The organism is Janthinobacterium sp. Bl 1, assembly GCF_058215535.1.
The window spans coordinates 3940751-3958687 of record NZ_CM177086.1; the positions used below are offsets into that span (position 1 = coordinate 3940751).

Consider the following 17937-nt stretch of genomic DNA (forward strand, 5'->3'; position numbering starts at 1 on the left):
CCACATCCAACAATAAATCATCGAGGACACATCATGCAACGCGAAAATACTCTCACCCGAGAAATCCACAACCTGCTCCAGGGCAGCGATGACTGGCACGCCTTTCGCTTCGACCACCACGGCGCCAGCGAGGCGGCAGCGATGCTCGGCCTGTCGAAAAAAGTCACCCGCAGCGAACTGGTGCGCATGAAGGCCACAGGCCTGGCCAAGGAGTTCAGCGACTGGGCACAGGAAAACATCCTGGACTATGGCCACGAAGTCGAAGCGCTTGCGCGCCCGTTCGCCGAGCGCATCATCGGCGACGAGCTCTACCCGGCCACACTGTCGCTGGGCCGCGAGAGCGCCTCTTGCGACGGCCTGAACATGGCCGAGACCATCGGCTTCGAGCACAAGCAATGGAATGCGGAGCTGGCGGCATCGGTGCGCGCCGAAGTGTTGCCGGACGAGCACCAGCCGCAGGTGCAGCAGCAGCTGATGGTGACCGGCGCCGAGAAGTGGCTGTTCATGACCTCGGACGGCACCGAATCGAACATGACCTGGATGTGGGTGTATCCGGATACCGCATGGTTCGCGCGCATCGTTGCCGGCTGGGAGCAGTTCGATATCGACGTCTCCAATTACACGCAGGTCGACATTGCCGAGAAGCCGGCCGCTGAGCCGATCGCCGCCCTGCCCGCCTTGGTCGTCCAGACCGAAGGCAAGGTCGTCAGCAGCAACCTGGTTGCGTATAAGGCGGCCGCCGAGAAGTTCATTGCCAAAATCAACACCAAGCTGGAAACCGACGAAGACTTCGCCAATGCCGAAAACACCGTCAAGTATTGCGGCGAGGCGGAAGATAAGCTGGAACTGGCCAAGGCGGCCGCCCTGGCGCAGACCGCAACCATCGACGAAGTGATGCGCACGGTCGACCACATCAAGGCACAGTTCCGCGCCAAGCGCCTGGAGCTGGAAAAGCTGGTCAAGACCCGCAAAGAACAGATTAAGGAAACCATCCTGAACGAAGGCCGGCACGCCTTTACCGCCCACATTGCCGCGCTCGAAACCGAAATCACGCCGCTGCGCCTGCAGCAGCAACAGCCGGATTTCGCCAGTGCGATGAAGGGTAAGCGCACCTTGGGCAGCCTGCGCGATGCCGTCAGCACCACGCTGGCCAACGCCAAGATCGCCGCCAACGCCCAGGCCGCCGACTACCGCGCCAAGCAGGCCTGGTGCCGCGAGCATGCCGCTACCTACGGTTTCCTGTTCATGGACATGGCCAACATCATCGGCAAGCCGATGGATGACTTCCAGCTGGTCATTACCAGCCGCATCGCGGACCACAAGCGCGCCGAGGAAGCGAAGGCCGAAGCCGAGCGCGCCCGGATCCGGGAAGAGGAGCGCGTCAAGGCAGAAAAGGCAGCCGCCGAGACGATCCGCCTGGCCCAGGTGGAATCGGACCGCTTGGCATCTGAGGCGGCGCAAGCGGAGCGCGAGCGCGCGGCAGCCGACACGCAGCGCCAGCTGGCAGAGCAAGCATCGCAGATCGCTGCCGAGCGCGCCGTCGAGCCGGTCGCCCAAGTGGCGGCGCCGAAACCTACCGCCCCTATTGCCGCCCGCCGCGCGCCGTCCGCCGCAGCGCCAGTGCCGGCACCGAACTGCCCAGCGCCAGCACTCGACCTGCTCGACGCCGCAGCCGATGACCTCTACCCATCCGACAGCGACATCCTCGATGCGCTGTTCGACCAGTTCGGCCTGACGTCGGCCGAGGCCATCGAGCGTCTGGCCAAGTTCGACTTTGCCACCGCGCGCGCCGACCTGGTCGCCGAAGCCGCATAAAACACCGCCCCGCCCACCACCTGGAGAAACCCATGAACACAGCAGTCGCAGCACCACAAATCACCCTGCAAGCCATCCAGTCCTCGCAGATCGCCGCCATCGGCCACTGCCCGGCAACCGAGACCCTGGCCGTGCAGTTCTTCCGCAAGGGCGCGCCGGCGGACGTTTATCACTACGCGAACGTCTCGGCCACCGAATACGCAGCCTTCGCTGGCGCCGAATCCGTCGGCAAGCACTTTTACGCGCACATCAAGCCGCATGCCGACAAGCACCCGTACACGAACATGGGCACGCCGGCCGTCGAACAGGCGCCGGTCAAGCTGAGCAAGGAGCTGCTGGCCGGGCTGCTGACGGGGCGCGAGTACGGCAAGGAAATGGCCAAGGAAGAAAAACTGCAGGCCAAGGCGGCCGGCCTGATCGTGATCTTTGGCGCCAGCGACGACCTGATGGAGTTCCGCGGTTTCGTGGACGACGAGCGCGGCGCGCCGACCATCGCACTGCTCGACGCCAAGGGCTTGCTGCCGTTCCGCGAGGATATTCAGCACGACGACGATGCACTAAAGGACTATTTCGCCCGGGCGCCGCAGGTGCGCGCCGTGGATGCCCTGTGGGGCAAGGAAGACGGCTACAGCTGGACCTACCGCACCGACGTGCCGCATGCCACGTTCGAAATCGTGGAAGGCGGCGAACCGTATTGCCGCGGCATTGTTATCGACGTGGCCGACTTGGCTGCCGAGCCTGGCTAATCACATTGGTGATGGACCGTCGTCCTCCTCCGGCTCAGGGTTACCCATTTCATGATCAGTTGCCGGCCGTTGCCGCGTCAGGCCATGGCACACAGCAAGGCAGCCACCAAGGCTGCCACTAGAAAGGCACAGCACGAAGGCCTCAGCCTGTCGGGGTGACTCAAAACTGTAGACAAGGTCGGAAACAAGTACCTCGGTACTGGAGAGCTGCGTGTAAGAGGTGCTCATAGAAAGCCTAATTAAAGTTTTGACTATATCGCCAATCATGCAAAGGAGCAACTAAATGAATGTCAAATCTCAGCCCGTAGGAGCACCGCCTTGACAGAAATTGTGCTCATGAAAATGGCCAACATCCTCGTGCCGCATGACGAGGCGGCGGCCGACTTCATCCAGAAGATGAAGGCCGGCGCGCTTATGCATGCGGACTTCAAGAAGGTGCGGAACTACCAGTTTCACAAAAAATACTTTGCCCTGGTGACTTTTGCCTTTGATCAGTGGGAGCCGCGCGGCGGCCTGACTTACCAGGGCCAGCCAGTAGCGAAGAACAAGGAGCGCTTCCGGAAAGACATAGCGATCCTGGCCGGTTTCTTCGAATCAACGGTGAACCTCAAGGGCGAGGTGCGCCTGGAGGCGAAAAGCATTTCATTTTCGCAAATGGACGAGATCGAGTTCGAGGCGCTGTACAGCACGACCATCGACGTGATCCTGTCCCGGATTTTGACCAAATACACCAGGCAGGACCTGGACAACGTAATTAACCAGCTGCTGGCATTCACATGAAAGCCAGCGGCAGCAAAGAGGAAGATCATGGACCAACTGAAAGAGGCAGTCGCCGCAGCATTTGACAAGGTAGTCGCGTCCGGGGCCATCGAGGAAGCTATACAAAAGCAGATCGGCGCGGCCGTCACCGCCGGCATCATCGAGCACCTGCGCGATTACAGCGACTTCGGCAAAGCGCTCAAGGCCAAGATTGGCACCCTGATCGAAGTCGACCTGGACACGTTAGACCTGCCGTCGTACCGCCAATTGGTGGGCGACGTCATCAAGAAGCGCGTCGGCGCAGTCATGTCCACTGAATTCACCGAGAAGCTGGACAAAGATATTGCCGAGATGCTGGCGCCAGCGCCGGCCACGATCACTCTGCAAGAGCTGCTGGATGAATTCATCGAAAGCAAGAAAGACGCGTGGAACGCACACCAACTGCATGGCGAAAAATTCACGCTGAACATCAACCGTAGCGACCGGCACGACGGCTACATCGATATCTCGATCGATGAAGACCCTGATCAGGAACGGCATACCTCTTGCGCAGTCCATTTGCGGATTCGTGGCGACGGCGAGGTGTGGGGCCTGAGCCTGGCTGGGGACGATATCAAAAACAAGATTTTCGTCGGCCCGCTCTTCAATTTTGAAAAGCGGCTGTTCCAGATGTACACGGCCAAGACGCGCCTGATCATCGACGCGGACGCGGAAGCCGAGGACTTCGACACCACATTCCCTTACAACGATTAAGCGAGCAGCCGCCATGTTTTTCAAAAACCTCCAGATTTACCGCCTTCCCACCCGTTGGGCCATGACGGCCGCCGTGCTCGAGCAGGCGCTGGCGCCGCAGCAGTTCACGCCCGCCACCAGCATGGACTTGGTGCGCCAGGGCTGGGCCGCGCCACGCGGCGCCGATCAGCCGCTCGTGCACGCCGTCGGCAGCCAGTTCCTGCTGCAGCTGAAAACCGAGAAGAAGCTGCTGCCGTCGACCGTGATCAACCAAGTGGCCGCCGCCCGCGCGCTGGAAATGGAAGAAGCCCAGGGCTTCGCGCCCGGCAAGAAGGCCATGAAGGAATTGAAGGAGCGCGTCACCGACGAGCTGCTGCCGCGCGCGTTCGCCATTCTCAGCACCACGGCCGTGTGGATCGATCCGGTGAATGGCTGGCTTGTGGTGGATGCGGCCAGCCCGGCCAAGGCGGATGAAGTGATCAAACTGCTGCTGAAATCCGTCGACAAGCTGCCGCTGGAAAGCCTGCGCGTTCAGCGCTCGCCGGTCGGCGCCATGACGGAATGGCTGCAAGCGGACGAATCCCCGGCAGGCTTCACGGTCGACCAGGATGCGATCATGCGCGCCACCGGCGAAAGCAAGGCGCAGGTGGCGTACAAGCGCCACACCCTGGAAGCGGACGATATCCGCCGCCACATTGCCGCCGGCAAGCAGTGCACGCGCCTGGCCATGACCTGGAGCGACAAAATCAGCTTCGTGCTGGACGAGAGCCTGGCCATCAAGAGCGTCAAGGCGCTGGACGTGATCACGGAGCGGGAATCGGGCACGAAAAATAATGAAGAGCGCTTCGACAGCGATTTTGCCCTGATGACGGGCGAGCTGGCCAAGATGCTGGTCGACCTGGTCGATGCGCTGGGCGGTGAAGTGGACGCCGTGGCGCCAGCGGCGCGCCCAGCCGTTGACGCGGCGCCGGCCAAAGGCCACGAACCAGTGCGCGAGCAACGCGTGGTGCTGGAGTTGAATGGCCAGGCGCCCGGCACCGTCCCGCCTGGAGACGGCAGCGCAAGCGATCCGCTGTACGACCAGGCCGTCGAGGTCGTACGCACACATCGCCGCGCATCTGTATCACTGGTGCAGCGCCACTTACGTATCGGCTTCAACCGGGCCGGCAACCTGCTGGAAGCAATGGAGACGCTGGGCGTGGTGAGCGGCATGGCGTCGAATGGCAATCGCACGGTACTGGCTGCTCCAGGAGCGACAGCATGAGCGCAATATCACGCACGCCAGGACTGCTCACTCTGGGCAAATTTGCGTCAGCACATGGTGGTCCGCTAATGGAATACGCGAACGGCTCGGCCCAGCAACAGGTCTTCGCCGCGATGCCGATGGAAGGGTTTGACCATCAGGCCAACGCGCAGCGCCTGGTCGCCTGCTGGAACGCACTCGACGGCCTGTCCGACGAAGCGCTTGACGGCGGCTGGAACGCGCGCAGCATGAGTGCTTACGCCAAGGGCCTGGAAGAAAAGCTTGCCGCAGCACGGGTGCTGCTGGCCGAAGTGGTGAGACCGCACGATGATCACGTCAAGGCAGTTCAAGCCTCCGGCGAGCAGCCTACCGTTAATCCGCTGGCCATCCGGATTCACGACTTACTGAAAGGAGGTCCGACGTGAAAGAGCACCCCATCCTCATGAACGGCGCCATGGTGCGTGCCCTGCTCGACGGCAGCAAGACGCAGACGCGGCGGATCATGAAGCCGCAGCCAGAACCAGTACCGCATCGCCCGGGCGATTACCAGTGGCCTTGCAACGCGTTCCAGTCGATGGTGAGCGTAGCGGATACGCGCGCGCCTGGCGCCCACGGCATGGCTGGCGACGCATGCCCGCACGGCGCGCATCGCGATCAAATCTGGGTGCGCGAAACCTTCTTTGCCTACGGCCGCTGGGTAACTCGCTACAGCAAGAAGAAGGGCCGCGACGAATGGCACTTCATCGACATGACGGCCGAATGCGACCGCACGTACCAGTACGATGCCGATTTCCCGGGAGTGCCGCTGGCAGCCGGGCGCGGCGGCGCGCTGCCCGGCTGGTACATGCGCCCCTCTATTTTCATGCCTCGCGCGGCCTGTCGGATCCTGCTGGAGATCATATCGGTGCGCGTCGAGCGCCTGCAGGATATCAGCGACGCCGACATTGTGGCCGAGGGCATCGACATGGATGCGCTGGCTGAGGCGCAGGACCGCTACGACATCGTGTGCAAAGGATCTGGCGCCAGTGGGCGCGCAACCGAGCGCACGGCCTGGCGCGACCTTTGGGAGTCGACCGGCGGCGACTGGGATGCCAATCCGTGGTGCTGGGCGATCACATTCAAGCGGGTGACGCCATGAAGCGCCTGAAGGCTTACCAGGTCAGCGACGGCGACGACATGACGGTGATTCGCTACGCCACCAGTAGCGCGGCGGCGCGCCGGGAAGGCGGCAATGAAATCGGCTGCGAGTGGGATGGCGTCGATTCATGCGTGCGCAAACCGGAATACGACCAGTATGCGCCTGGCCCTGTGCCGGCCCAGGCGCTGATCGAAGCCGGGTGGCGGTTCGAATGCCGCCGCCACGGCTGCGGCAACTGGGCAAATCGGGACACGGAAGAATTGACGCTCAGCACTGCCGGCGATCCGTATTGCTGCGAAGCCTGCATGGCCCGCCACTTCGCCCGGCAGCGCGCGAATGCGGCGGCGGGCGCGGCACTGCAAGAACTGGTCGAGGCCAAGCTGCCAAGTTGCCAAGTTGCCATGTGACCGAGGTGTACGTCTATGGGTGGCACTTGGAGGCGGCATATGGAGGCGGCATGCGGGCTTATATCGACTTCAGCTTTCCAGGCGGTCGCTGGCCAGGGCGCTTTGTGTTCGGAGAGGAAGGCTTCCGCGTGCATGGCGATGACTTGCATGCCTTCCGGGCGCTGTATCCGCCACCTGCCGACGAAGCTGCAACAACGGAGGCGGCATGACCGACAACGACGAAGTGCCGAACAGCGAGCGCAGCCCCAGCGCCGCGCGCGTGGCGGCGGCCCTGATCCTTATTTACGTGGCAGCGACCCTGGCGGGCGTCTTGGCTACGACAACCTGAAAGGTGAATGTGAAAAAGATAATTGAATGGGCGCCGGTCGTGCGCGATGCCGAAGGATGGTATAGGCATCCAGATATGCCGGAGTTCGATGAAGATCAAGAGGAGGAATATCGCGCGTGGCTCGCTGCCCAGGGCCTGGACACTACCTACTCTAGCCTGGAATCCGAGGATGATACGCATCCAGCCCATATCGCCTACTTCGGCCAGGCAGGAACGGACGTCTCCGACTGGAACCCGGCGCCGCCTGCCGGTGATGGCTGGTTCACGCTGTCCATTCACGACTCCGAAGATGGCCCGTACTGGGTATGGGGCCGTCGCGAGCAGGCGGCGCAATGAGCAGCCGCAACCTAGCGCCAGCGCCGGAGACCCCGGCCGAGGCGGCATACAAGCTGGACCGGGCCGTGCTGCGCGCGATCCACACCTGCCAGACAGTGCTGTTCGAGGGTAAGCAGCACCACTTGCGCGGCATGAGCACCCAAGTGCTTGGTGGCGGCGTGTCTTCCGTGATTTACCTGATGGGTGACGCGACACCGCGCCAGCCCAGCGAGATAACCTTTTTGGAGCATGCAGAATGATCAACAACGATAGAAATGACGCGCTGGAGCAAGCTGCGCCCTCTTCGGTCGCCGCAGCGCTGCAACACCTGGCCGTACCGGATGGCTGGAAGTTGGTACCGGTTGAGCCGACGCCTGAGATCATTGCTGGCGCCGCAATCGCATCCTGGCCAACCGCAACGCTTGCGGACATCGACCTAGCACGCCAAGCGGCGCCGCTCGTCTTGATGCGGATGAACATGGCGCCGGGCACGACCGTCAATGCGTTGGCTGGCATGTTGGCGACGATGGCGCCGGCATATCGCGCCATGCTGGCGGCCGCACCGGCGGCTCCAGCACAAGAGCAGCTGGCGGCGCCCACCGATTCATTCCAGAGCCGCGTGCAGCCCTGGATGATGGCGTGCTTCGGCGCCGAAATCTCAGCCGATGGTGCCGAGCGCAATCACCGCTTCCTGGAAGAATCCCTGGAACTGGTGCAGGCGAGCGGCTGCACGGCCAAAGAGGCGCATCAGCTGGTCGACTATGTGTACGGCCGCCCGGTCGGCGAGCGCGCACAGGAAGTCGGCGGCGTCATGGTCACGCTGGCCGCCCTGTGCTTGGCACAAGGCCTGGACATGCACGCCGCCGGCGACACCGAGCTGGCCAGGATCTGGACGAAGGTCGAGGCGATCCGCGCCAAGCAAGCGGCAAAGCCGAAACACTCGCCGCTGCCGGCGCGGCGGCCGGCAGCGGCGGGAAGCATGGGCCTGGATGATTTGATGACTGCCTGCGAGAGCGCGTACCGAATAGGCCCATATCATGGGTTTGTCGGCTCCCTTAACGCAATCCGGAACTCTGCCATGCACAAGATTGGAATGGCAGAGGCCGAAGCCGATGAATGCGAGCGCCTGTCTGTAAAAATGAAGGAGCGCGCTGAGAAAGCAGAAGCCCGCGTGAAGGAGCTGGAGGGCGGCGAACTGGATTGCCCTGCCTGCGGCGGCAGCGGGCATGCCGACGACGACGCGGTCGGGAGCGCGCCATGAACATGAGCGAAGTCGAGATGCGCCACATTGCCGAACTGGTGGCGGCGCTGGACAAAGCCGCAGGCAAGAAGCCCGTCAGCACATCCGGGGAATTGAACAGGCAGCAGATCTGCGCCGCACTCGGCGTCAGCGAATCAACGATCCGCCGCCTCGAGCAGGCAGGATTGCCATATACACCGGTCGGCGCGCGGTCCAAGCGCTACGACCTTGAAGAATGCAAGAGCTGGTTAAAGGGAAATCAAATATGTCAGTCTGGAAAGACAGCAAGGGTAAACTCCACGTCGGAATCATGGTCGATGGCAAAAGAATTCACAGAGAGTTGCCGGACGGTTCAACTGCGAGTGATGCCAAGCTGATCGAGGCTGAGCTCCGTGCGGCAGTGGCGCGCGCGCCGAAGCAAAAGCAAGTGCACATTCCGGGCGATATACCAATGACAGCAGTTCTCGCGCTGTTTGTCGAGCATTCTCAGACCCTTCGCAGCGCGGATACGGCAAAACACCATGCCAAGCGACTGGGCGCCTGGGCGGAACGATACAAGGCGAGCCAGGCGCAAGAATTTGCCGACCACGTCATCAAGGACATGAGCAAGCTTATCCCCCACAGGAAAACCGGAAAGCTGGTGCCCGCCTACGCTCCGGCGACAATCAATAGATCATTGGCGTGCGCAAAAAAAGGCCTCCACCTGGCTTGGCGCCAGCGGCTAATTCCGGAAAACTACGGCCTACGGATCGAGTCGGTAGCCGTTAACAACAAGCGCGAAGTTTTTCTGACAGTCGAGCAGGTCAAAAAAATTGCTTCGTTTTGTACACCTATTGCCCAAGCGGCAATATGGGCAGCACTTCTGACTGGTGCCCGGCGTGGCGAACTGTTCCAGATGGAAAGCTCGCATATTGGCCACGACACTATAACGTTCCCTGCAAGCAATACGAAGACGCTGCGCATGCGCGTCATACCAATCATCCCGGCGCTTCGGCCTTGGCTTAAATACTTTCCGCTGGAAATGACATTGTACGGAGTGCAATCTTCCTGGCGCCGCGCACGCGTGAAGGCGGGCATGCCGCATGTGAATTTTCACGATCTTCGGCATTCATGCGCCAGCATCATGTTGGGGCTGGGAGTTGACCTTTACACGATCAGCAAGATTCTGGGTCACGCGAATATACAGACGACTCAGCGCTATGCGCACCTGCAGGTGGATGCGCAGCGCGAAGCGTTGAATAAGCTATCGCTGTTGGTCGTCGCAAAGTAAATTACACTGAAAAATTACACTCAACAAAAAAGCCGACCTTTTTAAAGATCGGCTTTACGTGTAAGTGATTGATTTCACCTGATATTCTTGGTGGGAAGTGCAAGTTTCGAACTTGCGACCCCTGCAGTGTGAATGCAGTGCTCTACCCCTGAGCTAACCTCCCGAAGCGAGGCGAATTATCGCATAGGTGTTGCGGCATCTGCAAGGGCTGGCAAGAGGAAATTTACCTAGCCCCGCTTTTTCTCAGGCGGCCGCTGGCGGCGACGTGACGGCGGTCCAGATGCACTGGCCTTTGGCGGCCTTGTCGAGGCCGGCGATGGTGGCTTCGTGGGCGGCGAGTTCGTCGGCCGTGGCGCTCTGGAAGATGACTTCGGCCAGGGGCACGATTTCCAGCACGGCGCCGTCGGCGGCCACTTCCACTTCTTCTTCCATGCTCAGGCTGTTTTGCCCGCGCGTCATGGCCAGGTAGACGTCGGCCAGCAATTCCGAGTCGAGCAGCGCGCCGTGCAGCTTGCGGTGAGCGTTCGAGACGCCATAGCGGTCGCACAGGGCGTCAAGCGAGTTGCGCTTGCCCGGATGCATTTCCTTCGCCTGCACCAGGGTGTCGATCACGCCAACCACTTGCTCGTGGACTGGCGGCAGGTTCAGGCGCTTGAATTCCGCGTTCAGGAAGCCGATGTCGAACGGGGCGTTGTGGATGATCAGCTCGGCGCCGGCGATGTAGGCACGGAACTCGTCGGCGATTTCCGCGAATTTCGGTTTGTCGCTGAGGAATTCCGTCGTCAATCCGTGGACGGCCAACGCGCCCTCTTCCGAGTCGCGCTCGGGATTGATGTAATGGTGGAAATTATTCCCCGTCAACATGCGGTTGTTCAGCTCGACCGCCCCGATCTCCAGGATGCGGTCGCCCGTACGCGGGTTCAGGCCGGTGGTTTCAGTATCGAGAACAATTTGACGCATGGTGAATTCAGTCTTAAAAGCAAAAAGCGAAGGGCACAGTATAGCAAACCTGTGCCCTCCGGTTACGTCCCGCCCGCTGCTGCAGGGCAGAAATTTAGTTCTCAGGCACGTACCGTTTCCACGCCCAAGTTGGCCAGTTGATCGGCCCGCTCGTTGCCCGGATGGCCATTATGGCCGCGCACCCAGCGCCATTCCACTTCGTGCACGGCCTGGGCGATGTCGAGCGCCTGCCACAGGTCGACGTTTTTCACGGGCGCCTTGGCCGCCGTTTTCCAGCCGCGCGCCTTCCAGCCGTGGATCCATTCGCTGATGCCCTTCTGGACATACTGGCTATCGGTATACAACACCACCTGGCACGGACGTTTGAGCGCCGTCAAGGCTTCGATCACGGCTTTCAATTCCATGCGGTTATTCGTCGTATTCAGTTCCCCGCCATAAATTTCTTTCTTGGCGCCATCGGCCACCATCAGCGCACCCCAACCGCCTGTGCCGGGGTTGCCCTTGCATGCGCCATCGGCGTAAATCTCAACCTTATCCATCTTGCTGTTCCCGCCTTTTATTCGTGACCGGTGCGCCTGCGGGCGCCGTCGCCGGTTTCTTGGTCCACGCCGGACCGATCAAACGCATCCCTTTGACGCGCTTGATCGCCTGCACTATATACACTGCGCCCAGATATGGCCACCAGCGCGCACCCGCCTTGTCCATGAAAGCGTTACGGCGCAGCCATTTTTCTGTCCTGCAGGCAGGTGCGTAGCAGCCGAAGTAGCTTTGACTGACGCCCATGTTGAGCAATTTTAACCAGTCTTTCATGCGCGGCATAGAGATCAGCTCGCCGGCTTGCGGCAGGTAGTGGCGCCCCGTGACCCGCCCCACCCCCTGGCGCATGCCCCACAGGCTGGCCGGATTGAAGCCGCAGACGATCACTCTCCCTTCCGGGATCAGCACGCGCTCGACTTCGCGCAAGACCTGGTGCGGCTCGGCGGCAAATTCGAGTACGTGCGGCAAGACCACCAGGTCCAGGCTTTGCGAATCGAACGGCAACTCATCGAAGGCCGACACGAGGGTCAGGCGCTTCTCTTGCGGCGGACGCGGAGGCAGGCGCGCATCGAGCAGCCATTTGTTCGGCATGCGGTTGGCGGCCAGCGCGTCGAGCTGGGGCAAGCCGATCTGCACGGCATTAAAACCGAAGATATCGACGGTCAGGCTGTCGAGGCATTGCTGCTCCCAGGCGCGCACGTACAGACCGGCCGGCGTCTGCAGCCAGCCGTCAAGCGCTATAATGGATTTTTCGGATGCCACACTGTCCATTCAGTTTTCTCTTTTGCTCATGACACACTCCCCTGAACACGCTCTATCGGTACTTGCCGTGCCCGCCTTTGCCGACAATTACCTGTGGCTGATCCACGACGGCCGCCACGCCGCCGTGGTCGATCCCGGCGATGCGACGGCCATCCTCGATGCGCTGCAAGCCCATCAGTTGACCTTGTCCGCCATTTTACTCACGCATCACCACGCCGACCACACGGGTGGCGTGCCTGAATTGTTGCAGCATTTCGCCGTCCCCGTCTTCGGCCCGCGCAATGAGGCTATCACAGCCATCACGGAACCGCTTGCCGAAGGCGATGTCGCCCATGTGCCCGAGCTGGGTTTGCAGATGAACGTCATCGACGTGCCCGGCCATACGAAGGGGCATATCGCCTACGTGCGCCAGCGTGACGAGCGCAGCGGCGCACCGTGGCTGTTTTCCGGCGACACCCTGTTTGCGGGCGGCTGCGGCCGCCTGTTCGAAGGCACGCCGGGCCAGATGGCCGATTCGCTGGGCAAGCTGGCCGCCCTGCCCGACGATACCGAGGTATTTTGCGCGCATGAGTACACCTTGTCCAATTTGCGCTTTGCCAACGCCGTCGAGCCGGGCAATGTGGCCCTGCAGGAACGCATCGCCATCGACACGGAAAAGCGCCAACAAGGTTTAGCCACCGTGCCGTCGACCATTGCCCTGGAAAAGGCCACGAATCCCTTCCTGCGCTACCGCGAACCGGCGATTTTGACCAGCCTGAAGGTGGAAGGCAAGCTGGCCACCGATGCTTCGCCCGTGGAAGCGTTTGCCGCGCTACGGATGTGGAAGAACAGCTTTTAAGCTTCTGCTTCCAAAAAGAAAAATCCCGGCGGCGCCATCAGGCACCGCCGGGATTTTTATTGATCTATTTGATCAGGATCAGATTTCCTCGTACAGCGGCAAGGTCAGAAATTCGGCGAACGATTCCGACGTCGACATTTCCTCGAAAATCTGGCCGGCACGCACATAGGTCAGGCCGTTGCCGCCTGGCGCATCGCGCTGCACCTTGGCCAGCTCTTCCGGAATCATGGCGCGCACCATCTCGGCCGTCACCTTGCGGCCATCTTCCAGCACACCCTTGCTGGAGCGTATCCACTGCCACACTTGCGAGCGGCTGATCTCGGCCGTGGCCGCATCTTCCATCAGGTTGTGGATAGGCACACAACCATTGCCAGCCAGCCAGCTGCCCAGGTAGTGGATGCCGACGTTGATGTTGTAGCGCAAGCCCGCTTCCGTGATCGGCGCTTCCGGCTGGAAATTCAGCAGGTCCGACGCTTTCACGTCGATGTCGGGACGCTGTTTCTCGATCTGGTTCGGCTTGTCGCCGAGCACTTTGGTGAACTCGCCCATGGCCAGTTCCACCAGGCCCGGATGGGCCACCCAGCCGCCGTCGTAGCCGTCGGTGGCATCGCGCGCCTTGTCGTTGCGCACGCCGCCCATGGCGATATCGTTCTTTTCCGGATCGTTCTTGATAGGGATCAAGGCTGCCATGCCACCGATAGCTGGCGCGCCACGCTTGTGGCAAGTTTTCAGCAACAGCAAGGCATAGGCGCGCATGAACGGTGCCGTCATGGTCACTTTCGCGCGGTCGGCCAGGCAGAAATCCTTGTCCAGCTTGAATTTCTTGATGCACGAGAAGATGTAATCCCAGCGGCCCGCGTTCAGGCCCGAGCTGTGCTCTTTCAGCTCGTATAGGATTTCATCCATTTCAAACGCGGCCAAAATGGTTTCGATCAGCACGGTCGCCTTGATCGTGCCTTGCGGCAAGCCCAATTCATTTTGCGTCATGACGAAAATATCGTTCCACAGGCGCGCTTCCAGGTGCGATTCCATCTTCGGCAGGTAGAAATACGGGCCGGCGCCGCGCGCCAGTTGTTCCTTAGCGTTATGGAACATGAACAGGGCGAAATCGAAAATGCCGCCGGAAATACGCTTGCCGTCGACCAGCACGTGCTTTTCATCGAGGTGCCATCCGCGCGGACGCACGACGAGTGTCGCGATCTTGTCGTTCAGCTTGTACGACTTGCCATTTTGCTCGAGCGAAATCGTCTTGCGCACGGCATCGAACATATTGATCTGGCCCGTGATCTGGTTGTCCCAGTTCGGCGTGTTCGAATCCTCGAAGTCCGTCATATAGCTGTCCGCGCCCGAATTGAAGGCGTTGATGACCATCTTGCGCTCGACGGGGCCCGTGATTTCCACACGGCGGCATTCGAGCGCCTTCGGGATCGGCGCGATCTTCCAGTCGCCTTCGCGGATGTGCGCGGTTTCTGGCAAGAAATCAGGACGCTCGCCCGCGTCGAGGCGCTTGGCCCGCTCCACGCGCACGGCCAGCAATTGCTGGCGGCGCGGCTCGAATTCACGCGTCAGCTTGGCCACCAGCGCCAGCGCGGCCGGCGTCAAGATCTGTTCGTAACCGGGCTGGATATCACCCGTGATTTGCATGCCTTCTGGAAGTGCGATCGTGTTCTGCGTCATGAAGTTCTCCGGTTTTTAGTCAATATAAGCAAAGGTAATCTGGTGATCCAAGTATAAGCTGAACGACTGCGCGGACAAGCTGGACAGAGGCGCAAAAACACTCTGCCGGGCGGCGCGTTTGTTCTATAGTATTGCACTATAAGGCATGGAAACGAGATTAAAAATCACTTCATCTATGCGTTTTTATCACAAGTGATGGCATCGCGGGAGCACGGCATGGGGCAGTTCAGACAGATATCAACGTTCGTGGAAGTGGTGGCCAAGGGCAGCCTGTCGGCCGCCGCGCGCGCGGAAGGCATCGCGCCAGCCATGATAGGCCGGCGCCTCGATGCGCTGGAGCAGCGCCTGGGCGTCAAATTGCTGCAGCGCACGACGCGCAAGCTGGCATTGACGAATGAAGGCGCCGCCTTCCTCGAAGATTGCCAGCGCATCCTCGGTGAACTGGAAGAGGCGGAAGCGGCCGTGGCCGAACGCAGCGTGAAGGCCAGCGGCCATCTGCTCATTTCCGCGCCGGCCGGCTTCGGACGCCAGCACGTGGCACCACTGATTCCCTCGTTTGTCGCCGAGCACCGCGACGTGACGGTGTCGCTGAACCTGAACGACCGCCTCGTCGACCTGATCGGCGAAGGCATCGACGTGGCCATCCGCATCGCCAGCCTGTCCGATTCTTCATTGGTAAGCACCAAGCTGGCGGACAACCAGCGCGTGCTCGTCGGCTCGCCCGCCTATTTGAAACGGGCGGGCACGCCCCGTATCCCGGCCGACCTGGCGAAACACAATTGCCTGGCGATCAGCAGCGAAGGCAGCCAGCGGGGCTGGACCTTCCGCGAAAATGGCAAGAACATCATTTTAAAGGTGGCGGGCAATATGGTCTGCAACGATGGCGAAGTGCTGCACGACTGGGCCCTAGCCGGCAAGGGCCTGGCGTGGCGCTCGATGTGGGAAGTGGGCGCCGAGATCGCCTCGGGCCAGCTGGTGACGGTGCTGGACCAGTTCGCCGCCCCGGGCAATGACATTTACGCCGTGTTCGCCCAGCGCCGCCACTTGCCGCTGCGCATACGGGCGTTCGTGGATTTTTTAAGGCACAGTTATTCGCAACCCGACTACTGGCGCGAACGGGCTATTTGAAGACGCGGGACCAAACCTGCTGCGCGTCGGCATAGGCGGCCTGTGATGCTCACCGTACTAGAGTACGGTTGCGCTTCTCGGCCACCTCTTCCTTCCACTCGCGACGGTTTTGTCCGGCGTCGTGACGCATGAGGAAACAACAACTCCCGGATCAGCATTGGCAAGCGTAGGTCGGATTAGCGTAGCGTAATCCGACACCAGCCCATACATCTTGCCAACACCACCCTTGTCGGCTTACGCGCAAGCGCTAAGCCGACCTACCTGTGACGCAAAGCACGCCGAAAAGAGCCGTGCAGTCCATAAAACACTCGCAAAACCGATGCTTCACGGAAATTCAGGCGAAAAAAAATCCTCGGAGACCGAGGATTTCTTTATTTCGTTTGATCCAGCGTATTAGATTGGCTGAATGTTCGAAGCTTGCTTGCCTTTAGGGCCAGCGGTCACTTCAAAAGAAACGCGTTGGTTCTCTTGCAGGGACTTGAAGCCGTTCGACTGGATAGCCGAGAAGTGAGCGAACAGATCTTCGCCGCCTTCGTCAGGGGTAATAAAGCCGAAACCCTTCGAATCATTGAACCATTTTACGATGCCAGTTGCCATTACAATTTCCTATTTCAGTTAAGTTGGGCTTGCGCCCGTTATATCGTTTGAAGCAAGAAAGAAATGACAGACAAACTGCACTACTACCTCGAATCCAACGATGCCCAATTATACCAACAAAACTGAGAAAAACCATTCTTTCGCAAAATAAACTTACGAACACTACTTTAATAGCCAAATCCCCGTCTTGCGGCGCCCTGTACCAGCGGCATGGACACACTATATCCTAATCTTCGTCGCGGGTGCTTTGCGTTGCATCAAATGAATCATTGCAACCACAGCTATATATTGCGGTCACTCACGCCGTGAAATGGGTGGCGGCCGCATCGCGTCCCGCCCAATCCAGCAACGCCGTCACTTGCGCCCGCACGCCGGGCCATTCCGCCACCGCTTGCGCGGGGGCATTGAGCATGGCGCGCACCAGCTGTTCGATGCGCCGGCATTCCTGGCCCAGCGCGGCGAAGCCGAAGGTGGCGGCCGAGCCGGCCACCGCGTGCAGCGCGCGGTGCAGCTCCGTCAACGGTTCCAGACGGGGACCATCGCTGTCGCAGCGGCTGCTTGCCTGCGTGATCGCTTGCAACAGGGCCGGCACGCCAGCCGCATATTTTTCATTCAGGGCGCGCAAACGCGCGCGAAAGTCCGGGTCGATCAAGGTTGCCATCGCAATACTCGCCTGACGTGGCTTATTTGGTGCCGAAGATACGGTCGCCGGCGTCGCCCAGGCCCGGCACGATGTAAGCGTGGTCATCCAGGTGCGAATCGAGCGCGGCGCAGAACATCTTGACGTTCGGATGCGCGTTCTGGAACACGGTCACGCCTTCCGGTGCGGCCACCAGGGCCAGGAAGATGATCTGCTCGTCCGTCACGCCGCGTTTTTTCAGCACGTCGACGGCATACACGGCCGAATTGCCGGTCGCTACCATCGGGTCGCACAGGATGAAGGTACGCTCGCTCAGGTCCGGCAGGCGCACCAGGTATTCCACGGGCATATGCGTGGCCGGGTCGCGGTACACGCCGATGTGGCCGACGCGCGCCGATGGCACCAGGTTCAGCAAGCCGTCGCTCATGCCGATGCCGGCGCGCAGGATGGGCACGATGGCCAGTTTCTTGCCAGCGATAACAGGCGCGTCGATGGTGACGAGCGGGGTCTTGATTTCGCGCGTGGTCAGCGGCAGGTCGCGCGTGATTTCATAGCCCATCAGCAAAGTGATTTCCTTGAGCAATTCGCGGAAGGTGCGCGTCGACGTGTCGTGCTCGCGCATGTGGCTCAGTTTGTGCTGGATCAAAGGGTGATCGGTAATGAACAAATTCGGGAAGCGTGGGTCTTGTTTCATATTGTTTTTCTTTCTCTACTGTCTGGCGCGGCGGCGAGCCTGGCCGCAAGCGCGCTGTGTATCGATAAAATGATGGATTGCGGCATTATCCCAGCCCGCAGCCCGCCTGTG

24 protein-coding genes, 1 tRNA gene and 1 pseudogene are annotated in these 17937 nt (G+C 60.8%); 18 read left to right on the top strand and 8 right to left on the bottom strand.

Annotated features, from left to right (window positions below; all coding sequences use genetic code 11):
* Nucleotides 1–33: 33 nt before the first annotated feature.
* The 16 genes and pseudogenes from AC4BCN_RS17725 (at nt 34) to AC4BCN_RS17800 (ending at nt 9993) form a co-directional block, all read left to right on the top strand.
* Nucleotides 34–1815 carry a YqaJ viral recombinase family protein gene (locus tag AC4BCN_RS17725; protein WP_338678964.1) on the top strand — a complete coding sequence of 594 codons (1782 nt, stop codon included), beginning with the start codon at nt 34–36 and terminating at the stop codon, nt 1813–1815.
* Nucleotides 1816–1847: 32 nt separating this feature from the next.
* Complete coding sequence (locus AC4BCN_RS17730) at nt 1848–2561, top strand: KTSC domain-containing protein (RefSeq protein ID WP_338678965.1); 714 nt, start codon at nt 1848–1850, stop codon at nt 2559–2561.
* Between the two features lie 330 nt (nt 2562–2891).
* Complete coding sequence (locus tag AC4BCN_RS17735; RefSeq protein ID WP_490493613.1) at nt 2892–3341, top strand: DUF1367 family protein; 450 nt, start codon at nt 2892–2894, stop codon at nt 3339–3341.
* A gap of 27 nt (nt 3342–3368) precedes the next feature.
* Nucleotides 3369–4073 carry a hypothetical protein gene (locus tag AC4BCN_RS17740; protein ID WP_338678967.1) on the top strand — a complete coding sequence of 235 codons (705 nt, stop codon included), beginning with the start codon at nt 3369–3371 and terminating at the stop codon, nt 4071–4073.
* A 13-nt stretch (nt 4074–4086) separates the two neighbouring features.
* A pseudogene (locus AC4BCN_RS17745) lies at nt 4087–4983 on the top strand (recombination-associated protein RdgC); the annotation flags it as partial.
* 75 nt (nt 4984–5058) lie between these two features.
* A complete protein-coding gene (locus tag AC4BCN_RS17750) occupies nt 5059–5316 on the top strand; it encodes a DNA translocase FtsK (protein WP_338682309.1) in 258 nt (85 codons plus the stop codon).
* On the top strand, nt 5313–5720 hold the full coding sequence (locus AC4BCN_RS17755) for a hypothetical protein (protein ID WP_338678968.1): 408 nt from the start codon (nt 5313–5315) through the stop codon (nt 5718–5720). The genes AC4BCN_RS17750 and AC4BCN_RS17755 overlap by 4 nt, the downstream gene beginning before the upstream one ends.
* Entirely contained in the window at nt 5717–6433 is a 717-nt protein-coding gene (locus AC4BCN_RS17760) for a hypothetical protein (RefSeq protein WP_338678969.1), read from the top strand. Before AC4BCN_RS17755 ends, AC4BCN_RS17760 begins: the two co-directional genes overlap by 4 nt.
* Nucleotides 6430–6840, top strand: a complete 411-nt coding sequence (locus AC4BCN_RS17765; protein WP_338678970.1) for a hypothetical protein — start codon at nt 6430–6432, stop codon at nt 6838–6840. The genes AC4BCN_RS17760 and AC4BCN_RS17765 overlap by 4 nt, the downstream gene beginning before the upstream one ends.
* 50 nt (nt 6841–6890) lie before the next feature.
* Nucleotides 6891–7049 (top strand): hypothetical protein, encoded by a 159-nt coding sequence (locus AC4BCN_RS17770; RefSeq protein WP_338678971.1) that lies wholly within the window; start codon nt 6891–6893, stop codon nt 7047–7049.
* Nucleotides 7046–7168 carry a hypothetical protein gene (locus AC4BCN_RS17775; RefSeq protein ID WP_338678972.1) on the top strand — a complete coding sequence of 41 codons (123 nt, stop codon included), beginning with the start codon at nt 7046–7048 and terminating at the stop codon, nt 7166–7168. The genes AC4BCN_RS17770 and AC4BCN_RS17775 overlap by 4 nt, the downstream gene beginning before the upstream one ends.
* Nucleotides 7169–7243: 75 nt before the next feature.
* Nucleotides 7244–7504, top strand: a complete 261-nt coding sequence (locus tag AC4BCN_RS17780) for a hypothetical protein (RefSeq protein WP_490491383.1) — start codon at nt 7244–7246, stop codon at nt 7502–7504.
* Nucleotides 7501–7743 (top strand): hypothetical protein, encoded by a 243-nt coding sequence (locus tag AC4BCN_RS17785; RefSeq protein ID WP_338678974.1) that lies wholly within the window; start codon nt 7501–7503, stop codon nt 7741–7743. The genes AC4BCN_RS17780 and AC4BCN_RS17785 overlap by 4 nt, the downstream gene beginning before the upstream one ends.
* The gene (locus AC4BCN_RS17790) at nt 7740–8744 is read left to right on the top strand and encodes a hypothetical protein (protein WP_338678975.1); all 1005 of its coding nucleotides are present in this window, start codon (nt 7740–7742) and stop codon (nt 8742–8744) included. Before AC4BCN_RS17785 ends, AC4BCN_RS17790 begins: the two co-directional genes overlap by 4 nt.
* Nucleotides 8741–9100, top strand: coding sequence for a helix-turn-helix transcriptional regulator (locus tag AC4BCN_RS17795; RefSeq protein WP_338678976.1), 360 nt, complete (start codon nt 8741–8743; stop codon nt 9098–9100). The genes AC4BCN_RS17790 and AC4BCN_RS17795 overlap by 4 nt, the downstream gene beginning before the upstream one ends.
* Complete coding sequence (locus tag AC4BCN_RS17800) at nt 9034–9993, top strand: tyrosine-type recombinase/integrase (protein WP_338678977.1); 960 nt, start codon at nt 9034–9036, stop codon at nt 9991–9993. Before AC4BCN_RS17795 ends, AC4BCN_RS17800 begins: the two co-directional genes overlap by 67 nt.
* An 88-nt stretch (nt 9994–10081) precedes the next feature.
* Here AC4BCN_RS17800 and AC4BCN_RS17805 read toward each other — a convergent pair.
* The 4 genes from AC4BCN_RS17805 to AC4BCN_RS17820 form a co-directional block, all read right to left on the bottom strand.
* Nucleotides 10082–10156 (bottom strand) — tRNA-Val (locus AC4BCN_RS17805).
* A gap of 80 nt (nt 10157–10236) precedes the next feature.
* On the bottom strand, nt 10237–10953 hold the full coding sequence (gene dnaQ / locus AC4BCN_RS17810) for a DNA polymerase III subunit epsilon (protein ID WP_034755584.1): 717 nt from the start codon (nt 10951–10953) through the stop codon (nt 10237–10239).
* A 101-nt stretch (nt 10954–11054) separates the two neighbouring features.
* Nucleotides 11055–11492 carry a ribonuclease HI gene (rnhA, locus tag AC4BCN_RS17815; RefSeq protein WP_034755581.1) on the bottom strand — a complete coding sequence of 146 codons (438 nt, stop codon included), beginning with the start codon at nt 11490–11492 and terminating at the stop codon, nt 11055–11057.
* On the bottom strand, nt 11485–12261 hold the full coding sequence (locus tag AC4BCN_RS17820; RefSeq protein WP_219328870.1) for a class I SAM-dependent methyltransferase: 777 nt from the start codon (nt 12259–12261) through the stop codon (nt 11485–11487). The genes rnhA and AC4BCN_RS17820 overlap by 8 nt, the downstream gene beginning before the upstream one ends.
* A gap of 19 nt (nt 12262–12280) precedes the next feature.
* Between AC4BCN_RS17820 and gloB the strand changes: the two genes are divergently transcribed.
* Complete coding sequence (gloB, locus tag AC4BCN_RS17825) at nt 12281–13090, top strand: hydroxyacylglutathione hydrolase (RefSeq protein ID WP_338678978.1); 810 nt, start codon at nt 12281–12283, stop codon at nt 13088–13090.
* Nucleotides 13091–13168: 78 nt separating this feature from the next.
* Here the strand turns inward: gloB and aceB are convergent, their stop codons facing one another.
* Nucleotides 13169–14767 carry a malate synthase A gene (aceB, locus tag AC4BCN_RS17830; RefSeq protein WP_338678979.1) on the bottom strand — a complete coding sequence of 533 codons (1599 nt, stop codon included), beginning with the start codon at nt 14765–14767 and terminating at the stop codon, nt 13169–13171.
* A gap of 216 nt (nt 14768–14983) precedes the next feature.
* On the opposite strand from aceB, the gene AC4BCN_RS17835 reads away from it, so the two are divergent.
* Nucleotides 14984–15895 (top strand): LysR family transcriptional regulator, encoded by a 912-nt coding sequence (locus AC4BCN_RS17835; protein ID WP_034755572.1) that lies wholly within the window; start codon nt 14984–14986, stop codon nt 15893–15895.
* Nucleotides 15896–16288: 393 nt separating this feature from the next.
* Here the strand turns inward: AC4BCN_RS17835 and AC4BCN_RS17840 are convergent, their stop codons facing one another.
* The 3 genes from AC4BCN_RS17840 to upp all read right to left on the bottom strand — a co-directional run bounded on the left by AC4BCN_RS17840 (nt 16289) and on the right by upp (nt 17826).
* Entirely contained in the window at nt 16289–16492 is a 204-nt protein-coding gene (locus AC4BCN_RS17840) for a cold-shock protein (protein ID WP_010398811.1), read from the bottom strand.
* A 298-nt stretch (nt 16493–16790) separates the two neighbouring features.
* Nucleotides 16791–17153: an Hpt domain-containing protein gene (locus AC4BCN_RS17845; RefSeq protein ID WP_128142938.1), complete on the bottom strand. Its 363-nt coding sequence runs from the start codon at nt 17151–17153 to the stop codon at nt 16791–16793.
* 22 nt (nt 17154–17175) lie between these two features.
* On the bottom strand, nt 17176–17826 hold the full coding sequence (gene upp / locus AC4BCN_RS17850; RefSeq protein WP_034755568.1) for a uracil phosphoribosyltransferase: 651 nt from the start codon (nt 17824–17826) through the stop codon (nt 17176–17178).
* Nucleotides 17827–17937: the final 111 nt, after the last annotated feature.

Excerpts from the sequence above, each read along its gene's own strand:
- AC4BCN_RS17725 (WP_338678964.1), top strand. The coding sequence starts at position 34 with ATGCAACGCGAAAATACTCTCACCCGAGAAATCCACAACCTGCTCCAG.
- AC4BCN_RS17730 (WP_338678965.1), top strand. The coding sequence starts at position 1,848 with ATGAACACAGCAGTCGCAGCACCACAAATCACCCTGCAAGCCATCCAG.
- AC4BCN_RS17740 (WP_338678967.1), top strand. The coding sequence starts at position 3,369 with ATGGACCAACTGAAAGAGGCAGTCGCCGCAGCATTTGACAAGGTAGTC.
- AC4BCN_RS17755 (WP_338678968.1), top strand. The coding sequence starts at position 5,313 with ATGAGCGCAATATCACGCACGCCAGGACTGCTCACTCTGGGCAAATTT.
- AC4BCN_RS17765 (WP_338678970.1), top strand. The coding sequence starts at position 6,430 with ATGAAGCGCCTGAAGGCTTACCAGGTCAGCGACGGCGACGACATGACG.
- AC4BCN_RS17770 (WP_338678971.1), top strand. The coding sequence starts at position 6,891 with ATGCGGGCTTATATCGACTTCAGCTTTCCAGGCGGTCGCTGGCCAGGG.
- AC4BCN_RS17775 (WP_338678972.1), top strand. The coding sequence starts at position 7,046 with ATGACCGACAACGACGAAGTGCCGAACAGCGAGCGCAGCCCCAGCGCC.
- AC4BCN_RS17780 (WP_490491383.1), top strand. The coding sequence starts at position 7,244 with ATGCCGGAGTTCGATGAAGATCAAGAGGAGGAATATCGCGCGTGGCTC.
- AC4BCN_RS17785 (WP_338678974.1), top strand. The coding sequence starts at position 7,501 with ATGAGCAGCCGCAACCTAGCGCCAGCGCCGGAGACCCCGGCCGAGGCG.
- AC4BCN_RS17790 (WP_338678975.1), top strand. The coding sequence starts at position 7,740 with ATGATCAACAACGATAGAAATGACGCGCTGGAGCAAGCTGCGCCCTCT.
- AC4BCN_RS17795 (WP_338678976.1), top strand. The coding sequence starts at position 8,741 with ATGAACATGAGCGAAGTCGAGATGCGCCACATTGCCGAACTGGTGGCG.
- AC4BCN_RS17800 (WP_338678977.1), top strand. The coding sequence starts at position 9,034 with ATGGTCGATGGCAAAAGAATTCACAGAGAGTTGCCGGACGGTTCAACT.
- dnaQ (WP_034755584.1), bottom strand. The coding sequence starts at position 10,953 with ATGCGTCAAATTGTTCTCGATACTGAAACCACCGGCCTGAACCCGCGT.
- rnhA (WP_034755581.1), bottom strand. The coding sequence starts at position 11,492 with ATGGATAAGGTTGAGATTTACGCCGATGGCGCATGCAAGGGCAACCCC.
- AC4BCN_RS17820 (WP_219328870.1), bottom strand. The coding sequence starts at position 12,261 with ATGGACAGTGTGGCATCCGAAAAATCCATTATAGCGCTTGACGGCTGG.
- gloB (WP_338678978.1), top strand. The coding sequence starts at position 12,281 with ATGACACACTCCCCTGAACACGCTCTATCGGTACTTGCCGTGCCCGCC.
- aceB (WP_338678979.1), bottom strand. The coding sequence starts at position 14,767 with ATGACGCAGAACACGATCGCACTTCCAGAAGGCATGCAAATCACGGGT.
- AC4BCN_RS17835 (WP_034755572.1), top strand. The coding sequence starts at position 14,984 with ATGGGGCAGTTCAGACAGATATCAACGTTCGTGGAAGTGGTGGCCAAG.
- AC4BCN_RS17840 (WP_010398811.1), bottom strand. The coding sequence starts at position 16,492 with ATGGCAACTGGCATCGTAAAATGGTTCAATGATTCGAAGGGTTTCGGC.
- AC4BCN_RS17845 (WP_128142938.1), bottom strand. The coding sequence starts at position 17,153 with ATGGCAACCTTGATCGACCCGGACTTTCGCGCGCGTTTGCGCGCCCTG.
- upp (WP_034755568.1), bottom strand. The coding sequence starts at position 17,826 with ATGAAACAAGACCCACGCTTCCCGAATTTGTTCATTACCGATCACCCT.